At 63.1% G+C, this 26210-nt stretch carries 23 protein-coding genes and 1 tRNA gene; 12 read left to right on the top strand and 12 right to left on the bottom strand.

Going from position 1 to position 26210, the window contains the following annotated elements; all coding sequences use genetic code 11:
• Positions 1-496 precede the first annotated feature (496 nt).
• Positions 497-964 (bottom strand): response regulator, encoded by a 468-nt coding sequence (locus tag AC0L2O_RS34700; protein WP_409192746.1) that lies wholly within the window; start codon positions 962-964, stop codon positions 497-499.
• Between the two features lie 728 nt (positions 965-1692).
• On the opposite strand from AC0L2O_RS34700, the gene AC0L2O_RS34695 reads away from it, so the two are divergent.
• From AC0L2O_RS34695 to AC0L2O_RS34685, 3 genes are all read left to right on the top strand, one after another.
• Positions 1693-2388, top strand: a complete 696-nt coding sequence (locus tag AC0L2O_RS34695) for a Crp/Fnr family transcriptional regulator (protein ID WP_473372930.1) — start codon at positions 1693-1695, stop codon at positions 2386-2388.
• Positions 2389-2558: 170 nt separating this feature from the next.
• Positions 2559-2936 (top strand): Hpt domain-containing protein, encoded by a 378-nt coding sequence (locus tag AC0L2O_RS34690; protein ID WP_473372929.1) that lies wholly within the window; start codon positions 2559-2561, stop codon positions 2934-2936.
• 99 nt (positions 2937-3035) lie between these two features.
• Positions 3036-3284 (top strand): hypothetical protein, encoded by a 249-nt coding sequence (locus tag AC0L2O_RS34685; RefSeq protein WP_369719913.1) that lies wholly within the window; start codon positions 3036-3038, stop codon positions 3282-3284.
• Positions 3285-3353: 69 nt separating this feature from the next.
• On the opposite strand, the gene AC0L2O_RS34680 is transcribed toward AC0L2O_RS34685, so the two are convergent.
• Complete coding sequence (locus AC0L2O_RS34680) at positions 3354-3965, bottom strand: LuxR C-terminal-related transcriptional regulator (RefSeq protein WP_473372928.1); 612 nt, start codon at positions 3963-3965, stop codon at positions 3354-3356.
• Between the two features lie 342 nt (positions 3966-4307).
• Here AC0L2O_RS34680 and AC0L2O_RS34675 point away from each other — a divergent pair, with 342 nt between their 5' ends.
• Complete coding sequence (locus AC0L2O_RS34675; RefSeq protein WP_473372927.1) at positions 4308-5471, top strand: hypothetical protein; 1164 nt, start codon at positions 4308-4310, stop codon at positions 5469-5471.
• Between the two features lie 325 nt (positions 5472-5796).
• Positions 5797-7134, top strand: a complete 1338-nt coding sequence (locus tag AC0L2O_RS34670) for an MFS transporter (RefSeq protein ID WP_473372926.1) — start codon at positions 5797-5799, stop codon at positions 7132-7134.
• On the opposite strand, the gene AC0L2O_RS34665 is transcribed toward AC0L2O_RS34670, so the two are convergent.
• Entirely contained in the window at positions 7086-7382 is a 297-nt protein-coding gene (locus AC0L2O_RS34665) for a hypothetical protein (protein WP_473372925.1), read from the bottom strand. The genes AC0L2O_RS34670 and AC0L2O_RS34665 overlap by 49 nt on opposite strands.
• A gap of 56 nt (positions 7383-7438) precedes the next feature.
• Here AC0L2O_RS34665 and AC0L2O_RS34660 point away from each other — a divergent pair, with 56 nt between their 5' ends.
• Entirely contained in the window at positions 7439-8650 is a 1212-nt protein-coding gene (locus AC0L2O_RS34660; RefSeq protein ID WP_473372924.1) for an EAL domain-containing response regulator, read from the top strand.
• A 246-nt stretch (positions 8651-8896) separates the two neighbouring features.
• Here AC0L2O_RS34660 and AC0L2O_RS34655 read toward each other — a convergent pair whose 3' ends face one another.
• The 8 genes from AC0L2O_RS34655 to AC0L2O_RS34620 all read right to left on the bottom strand — a co-directional run bounded on the left by AC0L2O_RS34655 (position 8897) and on the right by AC0L2O_RS34620 (position 19086).
• On the bottom strand, positions 8897-9508 hold the full coding sequence (locus AC0L2O_RS34655; RefSeq protein WP_473372923.1) for a GDYXXLXY domain-containing protein: 612 nt from the start codon (positions 9506-9508) through the stop codon (positions 8897-8899).
• Positions 9505-10773 (bottom strand): DUF2157 domain-containing protein, encoded by a 1269-nt coding sequence (locus AC0L2O_RS34650; protein WP_473372922.1) that lies wholly within the window; start codon positions 10771-10773, stop codon positions 9505-9507. Before AC0L2O_RS34650 ends, AC0L2O_RS34655 begins: the two co-directional genes overlap by 4 nt.
• 274 nt (positions 10774-11047) lie before the next feature.
• Entirely contained in the window at positions 11048-13117 is a 2070-nt protein-coding gene (locus tag AC0L2O_RS34645; RefSeq protein ID WP_473372921.1) for a UvrD-helicase domain-containing protein, read from the bottom strand.
• 32 nt (positions 13118-13149) lie between these two features.
• Positions 13150-13452 carry a protein NO VEIN domain-containing protein gene (locus tag AC0L2O_RS34640; RefSeq protein WP_473372920.1) on the bottom strand — a complete coding sequence of 101 codons (303 nt, stop codon included), beginning with the start codon at positions 13450-13452 and terminating at the stop codon, positions 13150-13152.
• 20 nt (positions 13453-13472) lie between these two features.
• On the bottom strand, positions 13473-14084 hold the full coding sequence (locus tag AC0L2O_RS34635; RefSeq protein ID WP_473372919.1) for a hypothetical protein: 612 nt from the start codon (positions 14082-14084) through the stop codon (positions 13473-13475).
• A complete protein-coding gene (locus AC0L2O_RS34630) occupies positions 14084-17080 on the bottom strand; it encodes a BPTD_3080 family restriction endonuclease (RefSeq protein WP_473372918.1) in 2997 nt (998 codons plus the stop codon). Before AC0L2O_RS34630 ends, AC0L2O_RS34635 begins: the two co-directional genes overlap by 1 nt.
• Before the next feature lie 137 nt (positions 17081-17217).
• Positions 17218-17307, bottom strand: a tRNA-Ser gene (locus tag AC0L2O_RS34625).
• Between the two features lie 642 nt (positions 17308-17949).
• The gene (locus tag AC0L2O_RS34620) at positions 17950-19086 is read right to left on the bottom strand and encodes an ROK family protein (protein ID WP_473372917.1); all 1137 of its coding nucleotides are present in this window, start codon (positions 19084-19086) and stop codon (positions 17950-17952) included.
• Between the two features lie 333 nt (positions 19087-19419).
• Between AC0L2O_RS34620 and rplU the strand changes: the two genes are divergently transcribed.
• The 3 genes from rplU to AC0L2O_RS34605 all read left to right on the top strand — a co-directional run bounded on the left by rplU (position 19420) and on the right by AC0L2O_RS34605 (position 20920).
• Positions 19420-19809: a 50S ribosomal protein L21 gene (rplU, locus tag AC0L2O_RS34615; RefSeq protein WP_409191146.1), complete on the top strand. Its 390-nt coding sequence runs from the start codon at positions 19420-19422 to the stop codon at positions 19807-19809.
• A gap of 97 nt (positions 19810-19906) precedes the next feature.
• Positions 19907-20176, top strand: a complete 270-nt coding sequence (gene rpmA / locus AC0L2O_RS34610) for a 50S ribosomal protein L27 (RefSeq protein WP_008137923.1) — start codon at positions 19907-19909, stop codon at positions 20174-20176.
• 150 nt (positions 20177-20326) lie between these two features.
• The gene (locus tag AC0L2O_RS34605) at positions 20327-20920 is read left to right on the top strand and encodes a GNAT family N-acetyltransferase (RefSeq protein ID WP_473372916.1); all 594 of its coding nucleotides are present in this window, start codon (positions 20327-20329) and stop codon (positions 20918-20920) included.
• A gap of 175 nt (positions 20921-21095) precedes the next feature.
• Here AC0L2O_RS34605 and AC0L2O_RS34600 read toward each other — a convergent pair whose 3' ends face one another.
• Positions 21096-22010 carry a DMT family transporter gene (locus AC0L2O_RS34600; protein WP_409191148.1) on the bottom strand — a complete coding sequence of 305 codons (915 nt, stop codon included), beginning with the start codon at positions 22008-22010 and terminating at the stop codon, positions 21096-21098.
• 265 nt (positions 22011-22275) lie between these two features.
• On the opposite strand from AC0L2O_RS34600, the gene AC0L2O_RS34595 reads away from it, so the two are divergent.
• From AC0L2O_RS34595 to AC0L2O_RS34585, 3 genes are all read left to right on the top strand, one after another.
• Entirely contained in the window at positions 22276-22755 is a 480-nt protein-coding gene (locus AC0L2O_RS34595) for a MaoC family dehydratase (RefSeq protein ID WP_473372915.1), read from the top strand.
• A 246-nt stretch (positions 22756-23001) separates the two neighbouring features.
• The gene (obgE, locus tag AC0L2O_RS34590) at positions 23002-24042 is read left to right on the top strand and encodes a GTPase ObgE (protein ID WP_473372914.1); all 1041 of its coding nucleotides are present in this window, start codon (positions 23002-23004) and stop codon (positions 24040-24042) included.
• A gap of 232 nt (positions 24043-24274) precedes the next feature.
• Positions 24275-25909 carry an alkaline phosphatase family protein gene (locus AC0L2O_RS34585; protein WP_473372913.1) on the top strand — a complete coding sequence of 545 codons (1635 nt, stop codon included), beginning with the start codon at positions 24275-24277 and terminating at the stop codon, positions 25907-25909.
• Positions 25910-26210: the final 301 nt, after the last annotated feature.

Below are 26210 nucleotides of genomic sequence, written 5' to 3'. Positions count from 1 at the left end.
ACTTCACCAGCTGATTGTCCACCGTGTCCAGGCTCTCGCTGGTCTCCGTCAGAAACTCCCGCAACAGATCATCCATGGGATACGCCTTAACTGAGCTGGACTTCGACGCGTGAGCCGCTCGTGGAGTCGACGGAGGCCCGCTGCTAGATCGTTAGACATCCCATTTCACGGTCCCGTTAATTTCAGCCTCCGTGCTAATACGGATATTGAAGAGAAATTTGTCATTCGACTGCATGCGGCTGTGATTTTCGACGAATCCGGCGCCGCGCTTCATCACGCAGAGGCGACAGGTAAACGCGCCGATAACAGATTTACGGCATGCGCAAAAAAATCCTGCCGGCAAGGGACGATATGCGCCAGTTGCGCGAGTTGAATCAAATCACTCGCAATCGGGATCGCGCACGCGATCTTCTAATCGATCCTCTGCTGAAATCCGAAGGCATTGTACTTGCGGTAAACAGATGCTTACCCCGCGGCCTGTGCAATCCATACCGCGCTAACCCAACCGCGCGGCAGCAGCATGGTGCTGCGCCAGGCAATCCTTGATGGCGGCGAGCAAGGCATCCGGCGTGAACGGCTTGCGCAGGCAGCGCGCCGCGCCGAGCTCCAGCGCCATCCTCAGGAAATCGGGTGCGGGCGAGTTCAGGTTTGCGAAGGCGTAGCCCGACATCGCGATGAGTGGAATGGCGGGTGCGCGCTCGTGGAAGAGCCGGATCGATTCGAACCCGCGCATATGCGGCATGAAGATGTCGATGATCATCAGATCGAAATGTTCGTTTTCGAGCGCGCGAAGTCCTGCTTCTCCACCTTCGGCAATCGTCACCCGAAAATTGTTCCGCTGCAGATAGATCTCGATGGCCATGCACACCATCGCGTCGTCGTCGACAACCAGAACATGGCGTGGATTTTCTGTCCCCGTTTGAGTTTGCGGCTTCGGCGCTTCAATCGTTGAACCGTGGGACACGCCTTTCTCCTCTGGCTTGGATCGATGGTGACGACCGGCCACGCGGTCGACGTGGCGCATAAGGCGGACGCGACAGAGCCAAAACCTGCGGCCACGCTACGCAACGCTCGAGGCAATCGGCGACGACTTGGTGGACAAGCGAGCCAGCCCGCGTCGATGTCCGATCTCGTTGGGGACGCAATAAGCCGTCGAGCGCCCGCCTTCCCCCCATAAGCGCCTGCCGGTGCTCCTGACCGCCAGCCAGTACCGGTGCGTCTGGCGCGTGCGCGAATCAATGCGCAGTTCTTACTTCCGCCGCAAATGAGAGAGGCTGTCTGCCCTCCAACAGGTATATGGACGGCAACACAACCTTTATACTACTTTTCATTAGCACACAACCAAGGCCGAAAGCGCGACCTACGACCGATTGGACGTGCGGGATTGATCCTGCACGAGCGCGAGCTGCGCATTGCCGTCAGTCAGCGAATACTGGATCGGGCAGCTTTCGCTCTGCTGCGTCCTGATCTCGCTACAACTGAAATGGTCAGAGAGGCTGTCAGAGAGGCTGTCCTGGGAAAGCGGATCCGCACAAGTAGACGTAAGCCATTACCGATGTCTCGGCCATGACCAATGAACGAATTGCCAATATATCGCGACGGGAAGATGATGGAACCTACCCCTGTGACAGATCTGAATTCGCTGACAGGAGTTTACCGGCGGAGGAAGACGGGGAGGCAGCTTTGGAAACGATGGCGCGCCCATCCAACGGTTTCCTGTCGGCGCTGTCGGCCGACGACTATGAATTGATCCGTGCATATCTTCGCACGATCGATCTGCCGCATGACGCGGTGCTGGTCGAAACCGGCGAGACGCTCAAGCGCGCCTACTTCCCGCATCGTGGCGTGATCTCGCTGGTCGTGAAACTGGCCAAGGGCGAGCATGTGCAGGTCGCCATGATCGGCCGCGACAGCCTGCTCGGGACGCTCTCGATCATGGGCGATGCCTGCGCGCTGAACACCGCAGTCGTGCTGGTCCCGGGCGTCGCATCGGTGATGGACCTCGACCGGCTGCGCATCGCTGCCGATCAGAGCACGACGTTGCGGACGCTGCTGACGCGCCACGGGCTGGCGGTCTACGCGCAGGTCCAGCAGACAGCCGGTTGCAATGCCGCCCATCCCGTGGAGTCGCGGCTGTCGCGCTGCCTGTTGCACACGCATGATTTGTCGGGCGACTGCCGGCTGCTGCTGACCCAGGAGACCTTGGCGCAAATGATCGGAGCACGGCGCAACAGCGTGTCGCTGGTCGCCAACACCTTGCAGCAGGCCAATTTCATCCACTACAGCCGCGGGCACATCCAGATCCTCAATTTGGATGGACTGCGCCAGACCGCGTGCGAATGCTACGCCGCGGTAAAGGCCCAGTACGACAGACTGCTCGGATCCTGACCAAGCACGACGCGCTTGCGCAGAGCGCGACATGGTAAACCAACCGCTTACGGCTGCCCGCAAACACCGCGCGTCTCGCTACCGGAACCGAAATCGGAATGGGAGTAGATGTCCCGACGCATCGTGCCCCCAGGGCTCGCGATGCGCACCAACGGGACCGAGACCAAGTCATGCTTGACGCCTCTTTCGCGCCTGCGCAGAGCACGTTCGAAACCGAACCGCTGCGCGAACCGGGCGCGTTCGAGGCGCTCGTGCGCGAGATCGGCCAGGACGGTGCCGCTGAGGTCCGGGACGTGTTCTGGAGCGATACGTCCGCGCGGCTCGAACTGTTTCGAACGCTCGGCCTCGGGCAGCACCGCAGCAAGGTTGGGCGCGAGGCACATTCGCTGAAGAGCACCGCCAGAACGTTCGGCTATCTCCGGCTGGCGGCGCTGGCGCTCGAGTTGGAGACAACCGCGGAGGCGCTTGGCGAGGCCGAATTTTGCGATCTCCTCAATCGGATGGATGCCGCCTACGCGGCTGCGCGAAAGCAGGAGCCGCAGGACTGACCACCCTCGCGTGCATCTCCGCCGTACTTATACGGTTTACGATTTTCATATAAGACTAATCATAGCTGGCGATAGTCGCCGGAAACCAGGAGGGTTTCCATGTTCACCTATGAGACTGCGGACCAGAAAGAAGTCCGTCGCTTCCGCATCGCGCAGTTCAACGGCCGGATGGCGACGGTGAAGGCGGGCGAGTCGACGGTGACAGGCTTCGTGCGTTCGGTCCTGGAGCAGGAATCCACGATCCCGCCGCGCTGGATCATCACGATCATCCCGAATGCGGCCAAGGAAGAGCCGAAGGCGCTACGGCCCACCTCGCGCGCGCGCCCCTTCGCTGAAGACTATTTCTGAGCGGGATCGGGCCGCTTGCGCCCTCCCGCCTTTGACCGCGCCTCCGCCCGGCGGCGCAAGACAACGGACTCAATCGATCGAATGCAGCAGCGCCGCGCGGACAAGATCTGCGGTGTTGCGTGCGCCGAGCTTGCGCATCGCTTCAGCCCGATGGCTCTCGAAGGTGCGCGGGCTGATCTGCATCCGCAGTGCGCCCTGCTTGTTCGAATAGCCTTCGCTGATCAGCCTCAACACTTCGCGCTCGCGCTTGGTCAGCCGCTTGCCCGACAGGCTCGATGGTTCGGGGCTCGCCACACGCGGCATCTGCGGCGCGCGGACGGCCTTCAGCTCGGCATCCTCGGTGGCGGACGGCGTCGCCAAACTGCCCTTGTGAGGACCGGCGAGCTGCTTGACGAGGCCGCAGACACGCTCGGTCTGCGTCAGCGCGTTCTCCACCACCCGCTGCAAATAGGCGCGTTCGCCCGACACCGGCGCGAGCCGGTCGCTGTGATGCTTGATCTCGCCTATATAGAGCAGCAGCGCTGTGAGGGGGCCATTGAGCTCTCGGGCGATGGCCGCGGCCATCTCGTCGGCCGCTTTGGTGCGAGCGGCATTCAGCCGGAGCTCTTCAGGCCGAGAAGCGCTGCCTTCGTACCAATCCGACGGCCGCGAATCAGTGGCCGTATCGTTCTGTGACCCCATGTGACTCGTTTAGCGGAACCCGGGGCGATCTGTGGTTAACTTTTTGGTCCGTAAGACTACGGCTATTTTGTCGGTTTTGTGCTGAAACACCGACACGGGCACAATTTATGCTTGTGTTGCGGCGTAGCAGACCGTGCACAGGTTGATAAACTTGCCCGGATTATGGGCAGGCCCGCAAAAGCCTCATTAACGCTCCGCTCCACATCGGATGTCGGCACCCCCCGTATTTTACCGATAAATTAACGGCCACTTGCTTCTCTATGTCACAGTCGAGAGCGCGCAAATGCGTCCAGGCATTGGGTCGGCAGGCCCGCTGGGATCGTTGCGGAAGAACTGCGTGCCATGAACGAGATTAACCAGCTAGCGGAGTTCTTGCAGAGGCTGACGCCTCTGTCGCGCAGCTGTCTGCTGAGCGAGCTCGAGCGGCTCGAGCTGTGCGGCATCGACATGCCGGGCTCGGGCGACATCCAGGCCAAGCTGCGCGCCGAGTTTCGCAAGGACGGATCGACCCAGGCGCGCGCCGCCAATCCCTCGCGTTATTTCTTCGCGCCGCTCGAACTGCTGCTGATCGACGGTGCCCCCGAGCATGCCAATGCAGGACGGATCTCGCGCAATACGCTGACCCCGATCTGGGAGTGGATCTGCCGCGACCTGCTGCCGACCATGGCGCGCGACTACGTCAAGGCGATCAACGATCAGGTCAACGCCAACAATCCGAAGGAAGTGCTGAAGATCGCCTCGACCTTTCAGGTCAAGGTTGTCAAGGTGCTCGAGAATACCCTCGCCTCGGCCGAGAGCACCGAGTTCGCGCGCGCCAAGCTCGCGCAATACACGGCCTCGCGCACCGCCTTCGACGACGTCAGGAAGATGCAGCATGTGCTGCGCGCCGGCGACGCGCTGCCGAAGTTCAATGCGAAGCTGCCCGAGAAGATCACGAAATTCCACGACAGCCAGGTCGCCCAGATCACCGCACAGCTCGACGCCTTCAGGAAGGCTCGCCCCGATGCGCTGCCCTTTGCGCTGGCGCTGGTGGCCAGGCGTCTGAAGACCTCATGGCACTTGGTGCGCCTCGCCACCAAGCCGGCCGCGAGCAAGAGCGCGGCCGACGTCGCCGCCACGCCCTATGCCTGCGTCGTGCACATGGTGCTCGACCGGCTCGACGACATGCGCCTCGCGCTGCGGATCGCGCTCCGGCACAACCGCGTGCTGATCGCGCGCGACCTGCTCGCCGAGATCTACGACACCGAATATGCGCTCAAGGTCCGGATCGACGGCATCGAGACGAGCGAATGGGGCGTCCGGCTCCAGCAATTGATGGACGCCATCGCGGCGCTGGTGACGGCCGAGGTCAGCCGCTTCCCCTCCAACGTTGGCCACATCCTCGGCTCGCGCCGGCTGCGCAGTCACGACACGCTGGGCGGCAAGCTGAGCTATCTGGCCTGGAAGGGCCGCGACGCGGTGCAGGATGGTGCGGCGGCGTTTCGCAAATTGATCGGCGCGACTTAATCGCCGCATACGTCAGGTGGTGTGCGCGGCAGGCGCAGGAAGCGATCGAGAAATCGCCCTGACAGCACGAACCTGAACCACCAATACATCAACCGCCGCGTCGTCATAGCTGCGATCCAAAACAGCCCACCACCGGCTCCGTTGACCAATAGCGCAGGTGCGGCAATGCGCGTGTGAGGTGCTTCACATTGGCTTCGAGCCGGTCTGGTCGGCTGCAACGCCGATCCAGGACGATCATCATGGAACCGTCGCACCGGGTCGGAAGTTTTCCGTCAAAACAACCCTATGCACCGTCGGGGGCACCGCACCAGGAAAGGCTGCTGCCATGTCCCTGTCCCATCTCGACCCCGTCTCGCTGTCAGACAGCGAGCACCAGCTTCAACTGCGCCGCGCCGTGATTGCCTCCACCATCGGCACGGCCATCGAGTGGTACGATTTCTTCCTCTATTCCACCGTCACCGGCCTTGTCTTCGCAAAGCTGTTCTTTCCGCGCTCCGACCCCTGGGTCGGCACGCTGGAAGCCTTTGCGATCTATGCCGTGGGTTTCATCGCGCGCCCGATCGGCGCCGCCATTTTCGGGCACTATGGCGACCGCATCGGTCGCAAATCGACGTTGATCGCCACGCTCCTGCTGATGGGGCTGGCGACCTTCGCGGTGGCGCTGGTGCCGACTTATGACAGCATCGGTGTCTGGGGCGCCGTAATCCTGACCGTGCTGCGCTTCGTCCAGGGTGTGGGCGTCGGCGGCGAATGGGGCGGCTCGGTCCTGATGTCGATGGAATGGGCGCGCAACGATCATTCGCGCGGGCTGGTCGCCTCATGGCCGCAATTCGGCGTCCCCTGCGGGCTGTTCCTGGCAAATCTCGCCGTGCTGGCGTTCAGCCAGATGTCCGGCGAACAGTTCTTGTCCTGGGGCTGGCGCGTCCCGTTCGCGCTGAGCCTCATCCTGGTCGGCGTCGGCCTCTACATCCGCCTCGGCATCATGGCGACTCCGGTGTTCGCTCGCCTGATCGCGGAGCGCAAGGTCGAGCGCACGCCGATGCTCCAGGTGATCAAGGAGCATCCGAAGGAGATTCTGCTCTCCGCTTTTGCGCGCATGGCCGAGCAGGCGCCGTTCTACATCTTCACCGCCTTCGTGTTCTCCTACGGGATCGGCACGCTGCACGTGTCGCGCGACTTCCTGCTCACCGCGGTGCTTGCGGCCTCCGTGCTGTCCTTTGTCTCGATCCCCGTGTTCGGCCATCTGTCCGACCGCATCGGGCGCAAGAACATGTACATCATCGGCGCGATCGCGACCGGCGTGTTCGGCTTTATTTATTTCCGCATGCTCGACACCGGCTCGCATCCGATCATCTTCTTCGCCATCATCCTGTCCCTGATCCCGCACGACATGATGTATGGACCGCAAGCCGCACTGATTGCGGAAAGCTTTACCGGGAGGCTTCGCTACAGCGGCGCTTCGCTCGGCTACCAGCTCGCCTCTGTCATTGCCGGCGGTCCGGCACCTCTGATCGCGGCATGGTTGTTCGGCACCTTCCATTCCGCGACGGCGATCGCGGCCTATATCGCGGTCTGCGCGGTGATCTCGGTGGTCGCGACCGCCGCGATGACCGACTACACCGGCAAGAACATTTCGGGCGAGTACGGATCGAGCCGAGGCTGACGCTGGCGCTCGCCGCAGCTTTGTAGGGTGGGCAAAGGCGCAAAGCGCCGTGCCCACCACTTCTGCTTCAGTGTTGAATGGTGGGCACGCGGTGCTTTGCCCACGCTACGGCTCGCATGATTATCGCGGGCCTGCGCGCCACGCGCGAGCGAACGTAAAAGCTGCGCGAAAGAGATCCGAACAATTTTAGGAATGATGCGCGCTTTAAGGTTACCCAAATAATCCACCGATCGCGTGAAGCTCTCCATATTTGAATCCCCTCCGCGCCGTTAACACGTCGTTCACGGAACGGGAGTGGTTTGCGATGAACGATGCGATCGGTGAGCTCGCCGGACGAAGGCCAAAAAGCTTCGGACGGCGGAAGGTGATGCCGCGGGCCTGCGTGGCCGACAGCAAGCGCCATCTGCGCGCGTTCATGCGCGAGGTGCTCGAGGATCTCGGCTTTGTCACCAGCGAATGCGCCAGCCCGGACGAGCTGCGAGCGATGCTCGCCACTGATCTGCCGGACCTGATCCTGCTCGGCATCGCCGCCGATGGCATCGAGCCCGGTCGGTTTCTGGAGATGCTGGTGCGCGATGCCTTCGACGGCAAGGTCCTGGCCGTCGGCGCCCGCGACTCGATCATCGTCAAGGCGGTGCAGCAGGTCGGCGAGGAATATGGGCTGGCGATGCTGCCGCCGCTGACCACGCCCTTCGCCGCGGAAACGCTGCGCCAGCGCGTCGCCATGCTGCTGCCGGAGGAGCCGGCGCCGAGCCCGGCCGTGCATGTCGGCGAGGCCCTGCATGCAGGCTGGCTCGAGCTCTGGTACCAGTCGAAGATCGACGCGCGCTCGCTGGTCCGCTGCGGCGCCGAGGCGCTGGTGCGGATGCGACACCCGACCTGGGGCGTGGTGCCGCCGGCCTATTTCATCCCCGAGCCGCACGATCCGCATTTCCGTGAGCTGTCGGAGTTCGTGATCGAGCGCGCCGTGCAGGACTGGCATTATCTTCTGGAGCGGCAGAGCGCGGTCGATCTGTCGATCAATCTTCCCGCGCCTTATCTGAAGCAGCCGCAGGCCGTGCGCGATCTCTGCCGCCGGGTGCCGACGCATCCGGCCTTCGGCGGGCTGACGATCGAGATTGCCAGCGAGGAGGCGATCTCCGATCTCGCATTCCTCACCGAGGTCGCGCGCGAGATGCGGTTTCACAATATCGGGCTCTCGATCGACAATCTCGGCGCCAACTGGCCGGCGCTGATGGGCCTGGACAGGATTCCCTTCATCAAGCTGAAGGCCGACCGCCAGTTCGTCACCGGCTGTGGCAACGACCGCCTGAAGCGGACGGTGTGCCGCCACATCGTCGAGCTCGCGCAGGGCTACGGCGCGCGCGCCATCGCCGAAGGCGTCGAGAGCCGCGGCGACCTGCTCGCCGTCAACGAGCTCGGCTTCGACCTCGTGCAGGGCTATCTGTTCGGCAAGCCGATGCCGCTGAAGAAATTTGCCAGAAGCGCGCTGACGAAGACGGTAATGGGAGGATGAGGCGGCGGCTCACCTCTCCCGCTTGCGGGAGAGGTCGCCGCGTCCGGGCGATGCGAAGCATCGTCCCGCGCGGCGGGTGAGGGCTCTCTCCACACGGGGCTTCTTTCGCTTAGGATTGCGGAGGACATCCCTGGGCGGTGAGAACCCTCACCCGCCGCGCTCTGCGAGCGCGTCGGCCTCTCCCGCACGCGGGAGAGGCGGAGGACCTTCGCCGTGGTGAGCAGTCGAACCTGATTTCATCAGGCTCTAGTACAACGGCTCCTCATAGACCGGCTGGCCGTCGAGCAAGAGGCGCTTGATGGCGGCGCGGCCCGAGGGCAGGACGGCGGCGACGACCCGCAGCTTCCGCTGGTTGCGGGCTTGCTCGAGCGTCTTGCCCTCGCCTTCGGGCACGAAATAGCTTTCCAGACCGTAGCGGACCGTCAGCGTGTCGCAGAACGCGCGCCCGGCCGAACCGCAGGACGTGCCGTAGGCGACACGGCCGCGGATCAGCACTTGCGGAGCCGCGACCGGGACAGGCGCGGCATGCACCGAGACCGCCTCGTAAAGGCCGCTGGCATTGGACGCGAGCTTGACGAACACAATCGGGTTGCGCTCGGCGGTCGGCTGGCCGGCGAGTGCGCCGGCTGCGAGTTGCGAAATGTCGTAGCCGAGCACGACATAATCGCCACGCAGGAGATCGCGCGGGTCCACCAGCTGCGTCTGCAGCGTCACCTCAGTGCCCTCGCGCAGGATCTGCATGCGATCGGCGACCATCAGCATCAGCAGCACGCATTGAAGCAGGATGGCGACACCGAACAGCACGGCCTTCGGGATGCGCTGCCAGAGCTTCGTGGCGGATGCGACCATCTTGATCATCGCGCGGCCCTCGGCAGCGCGCGATTGAGCGCGGTCGCGAAAGCGACGGTGATGGCGCCGGCCGCCGCCAAGAAGGCGGAGCGGCCCAGCAGCGAACCCTTGACCGCCCAGGTGATGCCCGCGATGACGCCGGCGATTCCGAGCCAGCCGGCAACGATGCGCGGACGAACCGCATCGAGCATGCCGGAGACGACGAGGCAGAGCATGGCGCAAAGAATAGCGGCGTAGGCCAACCAGGGCTCACCGGCCGCGGATGCCGGCCAGATCGGTGCGGCAAGCAGGACGAGGCCGATCGCGCAGGCGGCGAGGACTTCGCCGGCGCGGTGGGTGATCCTGGCCGATGCGAGCGCAAGGATGACACCCGTAACGCCGCACAGGATGGCCCAAAGCGGCTGGGCCGGCGCCGCGCTCCGAAACCGGATCACCTCGTCAACCGTCGTCACCTCCAGCACGGCGACAACGGCGAGCGCAAACGCGCCGTAGATCGACAGGACCGTTCCGAAGCGCAGCGCCCTTGGCGATGGCGCGGCGGCGATCGCGAGCCCGGCACCGAACAGCAAGGCCGCGCCGTCTGCGAGGATGAATGCCGGCTGAGCACCATCGAGGTCGAAGCGAAGCGCCGTCGCGATCCACCACGGCAGCGCGGCGATCGCGACGAGGTGCGCGGCCGCGCGGGAATTCCAGGCGAGAGCGAGCGCGGCGGCGAACAGCCAGACCGCCACGAACGGCAGATGCAGCGCGACCGGCGCGTCATAGTTGCGCATGCAGGTCCAGGTGCAGGCGGCCGCGAGGCCAACCGCCAGCGCGCCGCGCGAGCCGGTCAGCAGCGCCGCCGCGAGCGCGCCGATCGACCACAGCAGCATGCCGCCGGCGAAGTCGGAGCCCAGATGATACATCTGGCCGACCAGCGCGATCCCGGCGCCAAAGACGATCGCACCGATGCTGGCGCAGAGATCGGCGAGAACCGTGCGGCCCGTATTGGCGAACCAGGCGCCGAGGCCGCCAGCGACGACCATGCCGGCAATCAGGATCGCGAACCGCACCAGCCGCGCGATCTCCGTCCAGTGCGCCGCGACGAAGGCGAGGAAGGCGGCGGCGATCAGCAGCCCGCCGACGATGGCGACGACCACCGCGATGTTGATGCCGGGCGAGAGCGGCGGCAGCGCGCTGCGGATGCCGGCAGCCGCCGCCGGCGCGATCACGCCATCGGCTTCCCATTGCGCAAGATCAGCCTCGAGGCGCTGCCGGTAGGTCTTGTCGAACATCGTCGTGGATCACCTGACGGCCTGCCGGCCGGCGGGATGTTGCTGGGTCGGAGCGCGGCGGTGGCGGGTTCAATTTGGCGACGGTCTGCGGGGGTTTTCCGTCATGGGACAATAAAAAAGGTTGAAAACAACCCCATGCACAGTAGACGGGGGCTGCGAGATCAATGGCTTACAAGGGGCGGAATGGTCTGACTAGGCGGCGAAATTATTATCGGCGGATTCGGGCGACGTTGCGCGTCGTTTGACTCGTCGGCAACACAGGAGCAGAATGGCATCATGGCAGGATGTTGGTGCCCGAGGGGTTCAGATCAGCCAGATATTCAGAAACCGGAGTCACTCCCGTAAGCAACAGGTGCTCGCGCGCCCGCGTACAGGCGACGTAAAGAAGTCGCCTCTCGGTTTCATAGATGTCGTCAAGCTCCGCCTCATCGGCAGCATCTGCGATGCGTTCGTCGAGCGGGAGGACGCCTTCCTCGCAAGCCATCACGGCCACTGCACGAAACTCCAATCCTTTGGCCAGACTCATTTGAGCGGTCACGATCTCGGGCGCGCCTGGCAATCCTTCAATCGCAGCCCGCGCACGCCCGACAAGTTCTGGCGTCCGGACAAACAAGCCTATTTCATGAGCCGCGATTCCATCGTTGAGCCAGCCTTCGATCGACCGCCGGATCGCTTCTGCCTCTGCTGCTGTGGTGGGGAAGGATCCGATCTCCGGTGGGGGTCCATCGAACACTGAAATGATTCCACGGCGTTCATCGTCCAGGCCGTCGCTATCGCGGAGCACGGTCGGCAAAAGTCGGTCGGCAGCGCAACGAATCTGCTGCGAGGTGCGGTAACAGACCTTGAGTGTATGCGATCGGCCCCGCACCTCGACGCCGAGGCTCGCCCACGAGAAAGGATGCTGGAAAATGCGCTGACCGATGTCGCCGGACAGGAACAGGCCGTTCGGTCCGGCCGGCGCGAGCGCCGCGAAGAACCGCAGCTCCGCAGGGGCCAAATCCTGGGCCTCGTCGATGACGATATGGTCGAATGGCTTGGACGCGCGGCCTTCGAGAGCTCTCGCCAGATCAGTGAAAACGTTGGCCCAGGTCGTATAGCGCTCAGTCGCCAGCGCCTCGCGGACTGCCGCGAAGACGGGCCACAGGCGCGCTCGCTGATTGGGGCCAAGCCTGCTCTTGCGGCCCATCCGCTCCACGGTCGAATAGGCGTCGAGCGATGACAGGCCCCAGGCGTCAACGACGTTGGTCCACTCGGACAGCAGGAAGCGTTCCGAAAAGCCTTTGAGACTGGTCGCGCCAGCGGCAGCGCGCAGCCGCTCGCGCAAGACGAGATCGGACGCAATGCGAGGACGTACGCCGTGTTCGAGCTGATGCATCTGCTCGGCGATGCCGCGGAACGATCCTGTCGTGATCCGGGGCACTATGCCCCCGGTCTCAGGAGCAAGGACAAGCAGTTTTTTCGCCAAAGCATCGGCCAAAGGCTGCGAAAAGCTCGCCAGGAGTATTTTTGCTGCTGGGTTCTCGCGGGCAAGCCGCACGGCGCGATGAATCGCAACGATGGTCTTGCCGGTACCCGCCGATCCCGCCACGCGCGCCGGCCCCGAGAAGGAACGTTCGACCAGCGAGCGTTGCGACGGGTGGAGGAAGACGCCCCATTTTTCCCACGGAAAGGCCAGCGCCAGTTCCAGCTCCTCCTGATCGGCGATCAGACGGATTCGGCGTAGCGCGTCGGGATGCTTGAAAGGATCGGCAGTTGGCGGAGCCGGCAGCGCCAGCTTACCGGTCGCCGCGAATTCGAGCAGGGCTTCGGAAGCCTCCGCAGGGAGGTGCGCCGCCAGCGTGAAGAAGCCATCCTCATCGGCCGCGCGGACATCAGCCAGCCAATCGGCGGGCACGCCGACCGAGAGGAGCGCATTGTCATCCAGTGAAGCAAACAACGCCGGCTTGGTCTTGTCGTTCTTGGCTGGCTCGGGAAACACAAAATCGAACGCCGGGGGCGGCGCGACCTCGGCCACCTGCTCGCGAACTTCGACAATCTGGATTGCCCCGGTTCGGGGATGCGCCTCGATCCGTCGCCGTTCCGCCCAGGCATAGGCGGCGTCGTGGTGGTCGACATAGGCAACGAGCAGGCTTTCGCTCGTCTTGTGGACGATCAGCCGGATATCACGATTCACCCGTGCCGACCAAAAATTCGGGTCCTTGCTCTTGTCGATCCGATGCAACTGGAGCCCGTTGCCGGTGCGGTCCATTTGCAGATCGAAGACGCTCGCCTTAACCGCTTTCTGGTCGACGCCAGAGAGCCGATTGAACGAAGCTGTGAACGTGTCGGCGATGAGGAAATTCACTGGGGTGGACTCACATAATTCCTCACAACTGCTCAAACAACGACCTTGTATGCGACAACGCTCGCCGCAAGGCTCCCGTTGTCGATCTTCTGTGCGGGATTCGCAATGTTCCGAACGGACGCGGATTTCAGCGCATTGGATACACACGCTATTCTATATTTGCCAGACAGCTTTCTTGCTTGCCTGAGTTCATTTTCCGTCAGAAAGAAGCTAGTCAAAGCACCCGAGGACGCTTTGACTTCAACGAATTCGGCGTCACCATTGTTTCTAAAGCTTTTGATGTCGTAACCTACGTAGGGATATCTTTGGCTTATCCAGTCGATCTTGTTCGCCAAGTCCGATCGTCCAGCCGCCCTCAGCCTTGCTCTCTCTTGCCCAAGTACAAACGCCTCGCCATCACCTGCAGTGAGTCGCCCAGAATCATGCGGTTCGACCAGTGTCCGTCGTGCTGGTAAAATCCGTCTTCCACCCAGTCTTTCGGCAGACCGTTGAAATCAGCAAACATATCAGGCGCATCAGTTTGCGCCTCACGCGTCTCGGCAGTGCGACGTCTGAGATCGGCAATGATCGCCTGCGGCTGGATCTTCTCCTGGATGTAGAGTGGTGGCACGTTGACGATGAGGTCGGACCAGTCCTGCCTGTCCTTGCCGCGCCAGACCAGTTGCGCATCCGACAGCGTCAGCGTGCCGGTCTCGGCCAGCTCCTTCATCTGGTCTTCTGTGATGGTGATCTTGGCGCCGTTCCAGATCAGCTCGGGCGCGCGCGGCTCGTCGGCAGTACGCGTCTTGCCCTCCGCTAGCGGCCGCGCCCGCGGATAATGCTTAGGAGGCATCGGCGAAGCATCCTCGTCGCGCCGGAAGAAGCTCTCCATCTCCGCTGTGGGAATGTTGCGCCGACTCGCAGCGTCATGCTTCAGCGCGTCGACCTGCTTGGACGATTTGGTGGGCGATTTCGGCGAACGGGCCATCAGGCGGGAACCTTTTTCAACAGTCGGTCGAGCAGTGCGGCAAAATCCTCGTCCATCGCCGCCCAGTCGCGAAATTCGGCGAACGCCCAGCGTCCAAAGCCACCGAGCGCGTTGACGCCCGGCACCCACAGATCGCGCGTCGTCTGCGCTTTGGCCTTGTCGCTCTCGTCGCGATCACCCTTGACTTCGAGAATCATGTTCAGCGGCTCATCATCGCCGATGTCGAGCCGGACGAGAAAATCGGGCACGTAGCGGCGCATGACGCCAGCATCGAGGTAGGGGATGTCGAAGCCCATCGCTTGGTTCTTGGCGTAAGCAAACACGCGGGGATTGCTTTCAAGGGTCAGCGCGAGCTGCTCTTCCCAGCTACTATCGAGCACGACATGGCTGATGTGGCACTTAGGCGGCTGTGCGCCTGTCTTCCATACCGGCTTTGAGGTGATGAAGTTGACGAAGCGGGTTGACCCCTTGGGATTGTAGGGATCGAGCACTGCCAGGAGTCGTCCCTCGCTGCCGCGCGTCAGCGCGATGTTGATCTTCTCCGCCGCCCGGGCAAGCTGGTCCTGATACAGGATCGCACCGATCGGTACCCCTCGCGTGACGAGATAGCCCTCGTCGAGCCATCGTCGCGCTATCCGCTGTATCTGCGGAAAGAGGTGCTGCCTGGGAAAGCCCTCGTCATCGCAGAATTGCGTGTAGAGGAGGTGCTTGGCCAGATTGAAACTGATCTCCGAGGGCCGCAATCGCTCCAGCACCTGCGGCGTGATCGTCACGCCCGCGCCGACGATGCCCTCCATCACCACCGACGTCGGGCCGATATCGAGCGGCGTGATCTCAAGACGGCTGTCAGCGGTGAACTTAGCTTCGAGTTTGTCCGACGGCAGGTCGCGGCGATAGCCACTCACACGAGGGAAAGCAATCTCAAGCCCACTTCTCTCCTTGATCGCGTGGACACGGGTAACAGGCTTCGGCGCGGTCGGGGTTGCCTTTTGCGGGGACGACGCGAAGTCGAAGGGGATGCCCATGATGTCGGCATACTCGACGTCGAATAATCCGGTCTTTGGATTGAGATCGTAGGACTGGCGGCGCAGACCGCGGCCGATCACCTGTTCGCACAGAAGCTGGGTGCCGAAGGCGCGAACGCCGAGAATGTGGGTCACGGTATTGGTGTCCCACCCTTCGGTCAGCATCGACACCGAGACCACGCAGCGGATCTGTTCACCAAGCCTGCCAACGCGTCCGACGGTGTTCATGACCTCGCGCAGCAGCTCGCTTTCGCTCTCTTCTCCCTGTGCGCCCGCCCCCTCACGGTTCCTGCGCTCGCGCCTGAACAGCTCGATCTCAGGCCCCGCAGCGTCACGAAAACCTTTATCCAGCGCATCACCGGATTCGATCTGGCGCGAGTCGATCAGCAGCGTGCGTGGGCGTGCAAAGCGCCCCCCTTGATCATCGTAATTTCGAAACAGCTCCAGATTGCCGGGTTGGAATCCCACGCGTTCGCCCGCATCGGCATCGCCGCGCTCGAAACCGGCGATCCATTCGAATACCAGTTTGGAGATCGCCGTATTCTGGCACACGACGATGAATACCGGCGGCACGCCAATGCCCGCGCGCTGCCAGCGCTCGAATTCACCCTCGTAGTGGCTGTACAGCGCATTCAATGCTGTTTGCAGCATGTTGGGCAGTTGGAGGGAGCTCAACTTGCTGGCACCTGCGGCGGTCTTCGGCAGGTTTTTGCCGATGTGCTTCCACAGGTCGCGATAGACGACCGTGTCGGTCTGCACCAGATTGTCGGTGACAGGCACGCGCGGCAGCTTGACGATGCCGCTTTCGATGGCGTCCATCAGGCTGAAATCGGACACGACCCAAGGGAAAAGATAGCCTTCAGGGTAACCCGAGCCGCGCAGGAAGAAAGGGGTAGCGGACAGGTCATAGACGGCGCGCACGCCCTTCGACAGCTTGCGGTCCAACGCTTCGATGCCATTGATCCAGAGCCGCGCGGCTTCCTCGTTCTCCGCAGCCTCCTTCTTGTCCTCACCGGTCAGGGGACCTTCGACATCGTCGCCTACCTTGTGCCGGTAACAGTGATGCGCCTCGTCGTTGAGCACGTTGACACGATCGTAATTCAGAAGCTTGCCGCAGGCTCGATGCAGCATCTCCGCATCGGTTTCTGTGGTCTTCAGTGGCTCAGGGTCATTGCCCTGCAGAAAACTGCGCGCGACCTTGGGCAAGGATAGGGTCTCGCGGTGCTGGAACGAATGGTAGTTGGTGATCACGATCTCGGCGCGGCGCACTTCCGGCAGCATCTCCGGCGGCACGATCTCGCGGGTCTCGTAGTAATTGTCCGGCTCGCTCGGCAACAGCACGCGCAGACGGTCGCGGATGGTAATACCCGGGACGATGATAAGGAAAGCGCGGGAGAAATCCTTCGAATCCTTGCGGGCCGCGTTCACCGCCTGCCAGGCAATGAGCATGGCCATCACAGTCGTCTTGCCGCTGCCCGTCGCCATTTTCATCGCGAGACGGAACAGCTCCGGATTGGCTTCCGCGTTGGCCTTGGCAAGCTGATCCAGCAACCCCTTGGTCGCGGCACGTTTCGGCGCGACTTCGGTCAGCCAGATAATGGTTTCGACCGCTTCGATCTGGCAGAAGAACGGCGTGGGGCCATTGAATTGATGGTGACGCCAGTGTTCGAGCAGCCGCTGCGTCACTCCGGTCACACCCCAGTCGGCCGGATTGCGCAGTTGGCGCCAGCTGTCGAGATAGCCGCGGATTTCGTTGATCAGCGCATTTTCGGTGTATGTTTCCAGGTCGAGCGTCTGCTGGTCGCTCGCCGCTTTCTTTCTGGAGGCCGGAACCGGCACGATGAATCGAGATGGCCGACGACCACGCCTCGGCTCCCCGTCGAGAGGCTGGCCGTTGTCGTCGAGAGGATGATGAAGTTCCGGCGCCCGGTACGGCGAGTTCAGAATCGGCCGTTCGTAAAAGCTGCTCAATTTCCTTGGTCCGCCCCGAAATCATCGCGGCCCGATTATGCTGCGCAAATCGAGCGCATATGGGCCACCTGCCATACTGTAGGTTGAAGGCCACACATGAGCCATGGGCAAAATGGATAACAGACAGATGGTCAATATGGCGGAGAGGGAGGGATTCGAACCCCCGATAGGCTTGCACCTATGCCGCATTTCGAGTGCGGTGCATTCAACCACTCTGCCACCTCTCCTGAAGGCGCCAAGTCAGGAGCAGGGCCCCCGGTGGTTGGGGCGTTAATAGGCGAGGATGGCGGGTCAGACAAGGCGCGCGAGAGGAAAATCGGGCCGGTTTTCTACCCCGGAGCCCGCGATGTCGCGGTGGCGACCTGAACGATTGCGGATTTGGGCGGTGGTTTGCGCGGATTGGGCGCGAACCGGCACTCGATGACGGAGTGCGGACGGCGAGGCGGCGCATGGGATCCCGAATCACGCGGCGAGCGGAAGGCGGGATGGGACCGCCAGACGCGGTAAACACTGGCGGTCCCGTGCCGCTCATTAAAATACTGGCCAGGAAGGGCGGCTTCGCTGGTCAGGTGAGGCGACGGTTCCACCATAGGCTGTGTTCCGTGCACCGCAATGCAATCCGGTTCTTAACGTAACCAAGCAAGGTTAAGCTGGGGGCGTTTGGGTTCGGGATTGCTGAGTTGCGGCGAAAGTCCCTGCGTGGTGAGAGCCCTCACCCGCCGGGCGCGGGACGATGCTTCGCATCGCCCGGGCGCGTCGGCCTCTCCCGCAGGCGGGAGAGGCGGGGCAAGCCTGCGGGCGTTGGATTTAAGCTGACGGCGTTCTGGCGTTCTTGCCTGGGGTTCTTGCCTCGCCGATCATCTTGCAGGCTAGTCGTTTTTGTTCTTTTTCTTGGCTGTGTCCTTGCCGTTCTCCGCGGCATCCCGATCCTTGCCGTTGCCGCCATCCTTGCGGCGGTTGGTGAAGCGGGCATTGCCGAGGCCGGTGCCGATGGTGAGCACGCCCCAGCGCTCGATGTCCTGCATGAACGGCACCTCGGAGAGGCCCTGAACCACGCCGTCATTGTGCATCAGGATCGCGGTGTCGTGCGCGCCGATCTGCGGAATGCCTTCGCTCAAACTCGCCGGGAGGTTGAACTTGCTGCTTTCCCAATTGCCCGGCAGGTTCTGCGCGCCCTTTTCGATCGAGCCGTCCTCGTTGATGACGCCGGGACAGGCGATGCCGATGAAGGGCGCCAGCTTGAAGCCCTCGTTTTCGGCCTCCGTGATCAGCCCTTTCAGCATCTTGACCAGCCGCTTCACCGCGCCCTCACGCGTCGGCTCATCGTCGGCATGACGCCACAACTCGGACTTCCACACCGCGGCTTTCGACAGATCCTTGGCCTTCTTCCATCGCGTCTCGACCACGCCGCAGCGGATGTTGGTGCCGCCGATATCGACCGCGAGAATGCTGTCATAGGCCTCGAAAATCCACGACGGCGCCAGATGCAGCGCGCCGATCAGGCCGGCCTCGTCCGGATGGGCGCGGATCGGCATCATGTCGATCTTGAAGTCCTCGGATTTCAGGATGATCTCGGTGCGCGCGATGGCGAGCTCGCCGAGCCGGGAATCGCGAAAGCCGCCGCCGACCACAATGCGCTCGGTCTTGGCCCAGGCCTTGGACTTGAGGAAACGCCGCGTGACATAGGCGAGCTCCTGGGCGAACTCCTCGATCGCGCTGTGCACCACGGCCGAAGCTTCGGTGTCGTCGCCGACCAGGATGGCGTCCAGCGTCTTCTTGCTGATCGCCTCGGTCGGCTCCTTGCCGAACGGGTCCTCGCCGGATTTGCGCAGCGGCTTGCGCCAGCGCTCGAGAATCTCGCGGAACGCGCCCTTGCTGGCGCGGTCGCCGAGAAAACCGTCCTCGTCCTTCATCTCGATGTTGAAGCTGTCGATCTCCACCGACGGCAGCCGCATCGCACCGTGGGTGGCGATGCCCGTCGTCTTGACCAGTTCGTCCGTTGCCATGGAAAGCCCTGCCCGCGTGCGAATTCACGGGGACAACGGCGCGGGAACCCGTTTGGTTGCAGCTTGGTCTGAGAAACGGTCTGGGAGCCGGAAGGCGGCCCAAATCCTTCAATTCCGGGCCTTTTCCGGCGGTTTTCCTTGACTCTCGGGGACTGACGGCTATAAGTCCGACAACCGGCGCGGGGCGTTTCTCGCGCCGCTTGTTTTTGCGTGGGTTTTCAAGGGGATAAGCCCCGCCCGCACAAAACTCGGATAAACCCATAGCGACTGACAAAAAGCCGGCCCCGACGCTATCCGTCGCGAGGCCGGGATTGAACACGAAGGAAAACAACGATGTTCGCAGTCATCAAAACCGGCGGCCGGCAGTACCGCGTCGTTCCGGATGATGTCCTGGAAGTTGGCAAGATCGAAGGCGAAGTCGGCACGATCGTGCAGCTGAATGAAGTTCTGGTGGTCGGCGGCGACACGCCGATCCTGGGCCTGCCCACGGTGGCCGGTGCGTCCGTCGCGGTCGAGGTGCTCGACCACAAGCGCGGGCCGAAGGTCATCGCGTTCAAGAAGCGCCGCCGCAAGAATTCGCGCCGCAAGCGCGGCTATCGCGACGAGATCACGGTGCTGCGCATCAGCGAGATCCTGACCGACGGCGCCAAGCCGACCAAGGGCCCGCGCCCGAAGCGGGAAAAGGTCGTCAAGGAAGAACCGACGGAAGAAGCCGCCGCATAAATTGATCACGCCAATTCACGAATTGATGCGTGAGAAATTGTGAAATGATTCCGTCAAGGAATTGATCTAGACATACGCAAGGTTTCGGAGACGAGCTATGGCTCATAAAAAAGCAGGCGGTTCATCGCGCAACGGTCGCGATTCCAAGGGCAAGCGCCTTGGCATCAAGGCATTCGGCGGGGAAGTTGTGATTCCCGGCAACATCATCGCGCGTCAGCGCGGCACCACCTGGCATCCCGGCCTTAATGTCGGCATGGGCACGGACCACACCTTGTTCGCCAAGATCGAGGGTCGCGTCACGTTCCAGGCCAAAGCCAATGGCCGCACCTTCGTATCGGTGCTCCCGCTCGCAGAGGCGGCTGAATAGACGGTGGATCAAATTGGAGTCCGCCGGGTCCTACCAAACCGGCGGAGTCCAGAGATCAGAAGATCGAAGGCTCCAGGGGAGGCGGGAAACCGGCCTCCCCTTTCGTTTGACCAATGCTTGTTTCAATTGGTGATGTTGACGGAGCCGGACATGTTGCAGGATTTTTCGGGCGCGACCTTGCGGGAGGCGAGACCTGGTGTCGTCGCCACCGAGCGGCTGAAGTTGCGGCGGCCGACCCTCGCCGATGTCAGGGCCATCGCCCACCTCGCCAACGACCGCCGCATCGCGGAGAATACCCGCCGCCTGCCGCATCCCTATTCGCAAGACGACGCCGTGGCGTTCATCCGCGCTACCGCCGAGCTCGGCAGCGAGACCGTGTTCCTGATCGAGCACGACACCACGCCGCTCGGCATGGTCGGGATCGACTGCGCGACGCCCGACAATGCCGAGCTCGGCTACTGGCTCGGCGTCGAGCATTGGGGCCGGGGCTTTGCCACCGAAGCCGCGCGCGGCGCGATCGACTTCTTCTTCGAGGAGTTCGAGGACGATCATCTCTATGCGGGAGCGCGCGTCACCAACCCGGCCTCGCGCAACGTGCTGGAGAAGTGCGGCTTCCAGTGGAGCGGCGTGCAGCTGCACCGTTTCCTGGCGCTGGGCTCGTCGACCCCGGTCGATTGCTTTCGTCTCTCGCGCGGCGTGTGGGCGTCGCTGAAGAGCTGGAGCAGTGCGCGACGGGTGAGGTAGGCGGAAGCGGCGCCACACCCACAGTGTCGTCCCGGCGAAGGCCGGGACCCATAACCACAGGGAGTAGTGTGGCGAGAAGCTCCCACTCCGAGTCTTCGTCAAACGACTCCCTGTGGGTATGGGTCCCGGATCTACGCTCCGCTTCGCTGCGCTTGTCCGGGACGACGGCGGAATATCACGCCGGCGGATTGACCTGCTCGTCGCCGCGTCCGAGATCGCGCTCGCGCAAGTAAATGTAGAAGCCGGCGCCGATGATGATGGCGGCGCCGACGAGGGTGGCGAGCTGCGGCACGTCGCCGAACACGACGAAGCCGAAGATCACGGCCCAGACGATCATGGAATATTGATACGGCACCACCACGCTGGCGGCTGCGAGCTTCAGCGAGCGGTTGACGCAGAGCAGCGCCGTCACCGAGATGAATCCGGCGAGCGCGAAGATCACGAGGCTGCCGCGGCTCGGCGGCACCCAGTGGTATGCCGACAGCACCGCGCCGAGCAGGAAGGTGCCGACGAATTGCGACGACGCCATCACGATGTCGGGCGTCTTGCGCAGGCTGCGCGTGATCAACATCAGCGTCGCAAACGACAGGCTGCCGCCGAGCGCGATCAGCGCCGGCAGGCTGACCGTTTGTGCCGACGGCCGCAGCGCGATCAGCACGCCGCAGAAGCCGATCAGGATCGCGGTCCAGCGCCGCCAGCCGACCTTCTCGCGCAGGAAGATCGCCGACATCGCGGTGACGAAGATGGGACCGGCGAGATAATAGGTGATGACGTCGGCGAGCGGCAGATAGACCGTGGCGAGAAAGAAGGCGGCGACTTCCAGCGTCGACAGCACGACCCGAAACAGCTGCAGCCACGGCCGTTCCAGCTGCAGGAATTCACGGCGCTGACGCCAGACCAGCGGCGAGAGCAGCAGCAACGCCGCGCAGGCGCGCAGGAACAGCAGCTGCCCGACCGAATAGGTCCCGACCAGGAATTTGCCCATGGCATCGCCGAACGAGAACATCAAGATCGACAGCAGCATCAGCGCGATGCCGGCCAGCCGCGCCGAGCGTTCGTCATAGGCAGAGAGTTTTTTGAAGAGGGGCATTGCTGTCGTTCGCAAAAGGACCCGTCATTGCGAGCGAAGCGAAGCAATCCAGTCTGTCTCCGCGGAAGCAGGCTGGATTGCTTCGTCGCAAGGGCTCCTCGCAATGACGGTGGAGGGAGCATCAGGAACCGGCGACCAAGCTGGCGTCTGGCTGTTGTAACGACGTGGACGCACCGGACAACCCCACATTGAGCGAATTGAACGGATTGTCGCACTGTTCACGCCGCGGTAGCGATAGGCGTCACTCTACGAGAGAGCGCCCGACATGACCGAGTTCGACCCGACGCTGCACCGCATGATCCCGACGCAACGCTGGTTTGAGGATTTCGTCATCGGCGAGCGCTTCGTGCTGCCGAGCCGGACCCAGACCTCGGCGGTGTTCACCGCGTTCCAGACCGCGAGCGGCGACACCCATCCGGTGCACTATGACGTCGAATATTGCCGCGCCCGCGGCATGCCGCATCTGCTCGCGCATGGTTTCCAGACGCTGATCCACACCGCACCGGGCGCCGGCCTGTTTCCGTTCATGGTCGAGGATTCCCTGGTCGGCTTCCTCGAGCAATCGAGCAAGTTCCTCAAACCGGTGTTTGCCGATGACACGATTTACCCCGCACTCGAGGTCACCGAACTGGTGCCGGGCCGCACCACGGGCGTGGTGACGCTGACAAGCACCGTCTACAACCAGCGCAAGGAGCTGGTGCTGGAGGGGACGCAGAAATTCCTTATACGCCGCCGGCCGCTCTGACGTCGTCCCGCCGAAGGCCGGGACCCATAACCACCGGCGCATGTTGGGTCACAAGATAGCAATTGCCTGTCTTCGCCAAACTCCTTCCTGTGGTTATGGGTCCCGGATCTGCGCTTCGCTTGTCCGGGACGACGCGTAGGGGGCCGCCGGCCGCAAGGTTAAACACGGCCCGAAATCGCGGAAATTCCGCCGATTCAGGGGTAACTCCGGGTTGCCGCGCGGGACCGGCTGGCCTACCTATGGCCCATGAAATTCCTCGACGAAGCAAAGGTCTATATCCGCTCCGGTGACGGCGGGAACGGCTGCGTGGCGTTCCGCCGCGAGAAGTTCATTGAATTCGGCGGACCGTCCGGCGGCAATGGCGGCCGCGGCGGCAGCGTCATCCTCGAGGTCGCCGACGGCCTCAACACGCTGATCGATTACCGCTACCAGCAGCATTTCAAGGCCCAGAAGGGCGAGAACGGCGCAGGCTCGGACCGCCACGGCGCCAACGGCAAGGCGATCGTGCTCAAAGTGCCGGTGGGCACCCAGATCTTCGACGAGGACCGCGAGACGCTGATCCACGACTTCACCAATGTCGGCGAAAAATTCGTGCTCGCCGAGGGCGGCAATGGCGGCTTCGGCAACGCGCATTTCAAGTCCTCGACCAATCGCGCGCCGCGCAACGCCAATCCCGGCCAGCCCGGCGAAGAGCGCTGGATCTGGCTGCGGCTGAAGCTGATCGCCGACGCCGGCCTTGTCGGCCTGCCCAATGCCGGCAAATCGACCTTCCTCTCCAAGGTCAGCGCGGCCAAGCCGAAGATCGCCGACTATCCCTTCACCACGCTGCATCCGCAGCTCGGCGTCGTGAATGCCGACGGCCGCGAATTCGTGCTGGCCGACATTCCCGGCCTGATCGAGGGCGCGCATGAAGGTGCGGGCCTCGGCGACCGCTTCCTCGGCCATGTCGAGCGCTGCCGCGTGCTGCTGCATCTGGTCGATGCCACCTGCGAACATGCCGGCAAGGCCTACAAGACGGTGCGCAACGAGCTCGATGCCTATGGCGGGCTGCTCACCGACAAGATCGAGATCGTCGCGCTGAACAAGATCGACGCGGTCGAGCCGGACGAATTGAAGAAGCAGAAGGACCGGCTGAAGCGCGCCGCGAAGAAAACGCCGCTGCTGCTAGCAGGCGCCACCGGCCAGGGCGTCAAGGAAGCACTGCGCGCGCTCGCCGACGTGATCGGCGAAAGCCCGGTCTCCGCCAAGGCGAAGAGCGCGGCCGAAGCGGAGCCGTGGTCGGCCTAAACTCTCGCCGTCGTCCCGGCGAAGGCCGGGACCCATACTCCTCAGAAGAAGTTATGGCGTGAGATGGCAATGACCAATCTTCGCCAAATCGCATTCGGTGGCTATGGGTCCCGGCCTTCGCCGGGACGACGTGGAGTATGCAGCGGCAGGCTGGCGTATTCCTCGGGGAGCGGTTGTCACCGGCGTTCCAATAGCGCAGCATAAACAATCAAGAAACGACAGGGGATGACGCATGGCGCGGGCGAAGAATGTTCTCTGGATCATGTGCGACCAGCTTCGCTACGACTATCTCGGCTGCACCGGCCATCCCACATTGAAGACGCCGAACATCGACGCCATGGCCAAGCGTGGCGTGCTGTTCACCAAGGCCTATGTGCAATCGCCGATCTGCGGGCCGTCGCGGATGTCGTTCTACACCGGCCGCTACATGCGCTCGCATGGCTCGCACTGGAATGGCTGGCCGCTGCGCGTCGGTGAGCCCACGCTGGGCGATCACCTGAACAAGATCGGCGTGCGCAACGTGCTGGTCGGCAAGACCCACATGGCGCCCGACCTCGAAGGCATGAAGGCGCTCGGAATCCCGCCGGAATCGATGATCGGCGTGCATGTCGCCGAATGCGGGTTTGAGCCCTACGAGCGCGATGACGGATTGCATCCGACCGGCCGGCCACGCCCGAAATACGACGCGTATCTGCGCCAGCAGGGCTTTGAAGCGACGAACCCGTGGGAGCACTGGGCCAATTCCGGCGCTACCGACGACGGCGCGTTGCAGAACGGCTGGCTGCTGGTGCACGCCGACAAGGCCGCACGCGTGCCGGACGAGCATTCCGAGACGCCCTACATGACGCGGCGCGCGATGGACTTCATCAGCGAGGCCGAGACCGACGGCAGGCCGTGGTGCCTGCACCTGTCCTACATCAAGCCGCACTGGCCCTATATCGCGCCCGAGCCCTATGCCGGCATGTATTCGACATCCGACATGATCCCGGTGATCCGCTCCGAGCGCGAGCGGCAAAATCCGCATCCGGTGTTCGGCGCCTATATGGACATGCGCTACTCCCGCAACATGGCGCGCGAGGAAGCCCGCGAGAAGGTGATCCCGACCTATATGGGCCTGATCACCCAGATCGACGACCAGATGGGCGTGCTGATGAGATTCCTGGAGGACCGCGGCCTCACGGAAACAACCATGATCGTGTTCACCTCCGATCACGGCGATTATCTCGGCGATCACTGGATGGGCGAGAAGGACCTATTCCACGAACAGTCCGCGAAGATCCCGCTGATCGTGATCGATCCCTCCAGCGAGGCCGACGCCACACGCGGCGCGCGCAGCGATGCGCTGGTCGAGGCGATCGATCTCGCGCCGACCTTCGTCGATTATTTCGGCGGCAAGGTGCCGGGCCACATTCTCGAAGGACGCTCGCTGCTGCCGCTGCTGCGCGGGCCGACGCCGTCCGACTGGCGCAAGGCGGCGTTCTCCGAATACGATTATTCCATGCAGGACGTGCGACTGAAGCTGAACCAGCCGATCGAACGCTGCCGCCTGTTCATGGTGTTCGACGGCCGCTGGAAATACATCCACGCCTCCGGCTTCCGCCCGATGCTGTACGACCTCGAAACCGATCCGGACGAGTTTTTGGATCGCGGCGACGATCCGGAATGTGCAGGGATCATCGCACGGCTGCAGGCCGAACTGTTCGACTGGGCGCTGCATCCGGGCGGCCACATCACCACCCCGCGCGAGAAGATCGCGGCCTATGCCGACAACCAGCTCCAGGTGAAGGGCGGGATTTTGATCGGCATCTGGGACGAGGCCGAGCTGGCGTCGATCAAGGACGGAATAGCGCAGCGCGCGAAGATGTGAGTCAGGGAGCAAAGCTCTCTCACTTCGTCATGCCCGGGCTTGTCCCGGGCATCCACGTCTTACCTCAATCGCGGATACGCGTGGATGGCCGGGTCAAGCCCGGCCATGACGACCTCACGCGTGGTGCCGCCCCGAGATCAATTCTCGATCTTATATCCCGTCGCCTTGACGATCGGCTGCCACAACGCGACGTTCGCTGCGAGCTCCTTCGTCAATCCTTCCGGCGTCGACCCGACCGGAATCAGCCCGATCGCCGTGAGCTTCTCCTTCACCTCCGGCTTGGCAAGCGCGGCGCTCGCGG

The organism is Bradyrhizobium sp. Kon10 (genome assembly GCF_055807395.1).
The sequence above is the reverse complement of the archived record's forward strand: the minus strand, read 5'-3'. Positions and strand labels throughout refer to the sequence as shown.

Excerpts from the sequence above, each read along its gene's own strand:
- AC0L2O_RS34695 (WP_473372930.1), top strand. The coding sequence starts at position 1,693 with ATGGCGCGCCCATCCAACGGTTTCCTGTCGGCGCTGTCGGCCGACGAC.
- AC0L2O_RS34690 (WP_473372929.1), top strand. The coding sequence starts at position 2,559 with ATGCTTGACGCCTCTTTCGCGCCTGCGCAGAGCACGTTCGAAACCGAA.
- AC0L2O_RS34685 (WP_369719913.1), top strand. The coding sequence starts at position 3,036 with ATGTTCACCTATGAGACTGCGGACCAGAAAGAAGTCCGTCGCTTCCGC.
- AC0L2O_RS34680 (WP_473372928.1), bottom strand. The coding sequence starts at position 3,965 with ATGGGGTCACAGAACGATACGGCCACTGATTCGCGGCCGTCGGATTGG.
- AC0L2O_RS34675 (WP_473372927.1), top strand. The coding sequence starts at position 4,308 with ATGAACGAGATTAACCAGCTAGCGGAGTTCTTGCAGAGGCTGACGCCT.
- AC0L2O_RS34670 (WP_473372926.1), top strand. The coding sequence starts at position 5,797 with ATGTCCCTGTCCCATCTCGACCCCGTCTCGCTGTCAGACAGCGAGCAC.
- AC0L2O_RS34665 (WP_473372925.1), bottom strand. The coding sequence starts at position 7,382 with ATGGAGAGCTTCACGCGATCGGTGGATTATTTGGGTAACCTTAAAGCG.
- AC0L2O_RS34660 (WP_473372924.1), top strand. The coding sequence starts at position 7,439 with ATGAACGATGCGATCGGTGAGCTCGCCGGACGAAGGCCAAAAAGCTTC.
- AC0L2O_RS34655 (WP_473372923.1), bottom strand. The coding sequence starts at position 9,508 with ATGATCAAGATGGTCGCATCCGCCACGAAGCTCTGGCAGCGCATCCCG.
- AC0L2O_RS34650 (WP_473372922.1), bottom strand. The coding sequence starts at position 10,773 with ATGTTCGACAAGACCTACCGGCAGCGCCTCGAGGCTGATCTTGCGCAA.
- AC0L2O_RS34635 (WP_473372919.1), bottom strand. The coding sequence starts at position 14,084 with ATGGCCCGTTCGCCGAAATCGCCCACCAAATCGTCCAAGCAGGTCGAC.
- AC0L2O_RS34620 (WP_473372917.1), bottom strand. The coding sequence starts at position 19,086 with ATGGCAACGGACGAACTGGTCAAGACGACGGGCATCGCCACCCACGGT.
- rplU (WP_409191146.1), top strand. The coding sequence starts at position 19,420 with ATGTTCGCAGTCATCAAAACCGGCGGCCGGCAGTACCGCGTCGTTCCG.
- rpmA (WP_008137923.1), top strand. The coding sequence starts at position 19,907 with ATGGCTCATAAAAAAGCAGGCGGTTCATCGCGCAACGGTCGCGATTCC.
- AC0L2O_RS34605 (WP_473372916.1), top strand. The coding sequence starts at position 20,327 with ATGTTGCAGGATTTTTCGGGCGCGACCTTGCGGGAGGCGAGACCTGGT.
- AC0L2O_RS34600 (WP_409191148.1), bottom strand. The coding sequence starts at position 22,010 with ATGCCCCTCTTCAAAAAACTCTCTGCCTATGACGAACGCTCGGCGCGG.
- AC0L2O_RS34595 (WP_473372915.1), top strand. The coding sequence starts at position 22,276 with ATGACCGAGTTCGACCCGACGCTGCACCGCATGATCCCGACGCAACGC.
- obgE (WP_473372914.1), top strand. The coding sequence starts at position 23,002 with ATGAAATTCCTCGACGAAGCAAAGGTCTATATCCGCTCCGGTGACGGC.
- AC0L2O_RS34585 (WP_473372913.1), top strand. The coding sequence starts at position 24,275 with ATGGCGCGGGCGAAGAATGTTCTCTGGATCATGTGCGACCAGCTTCGC.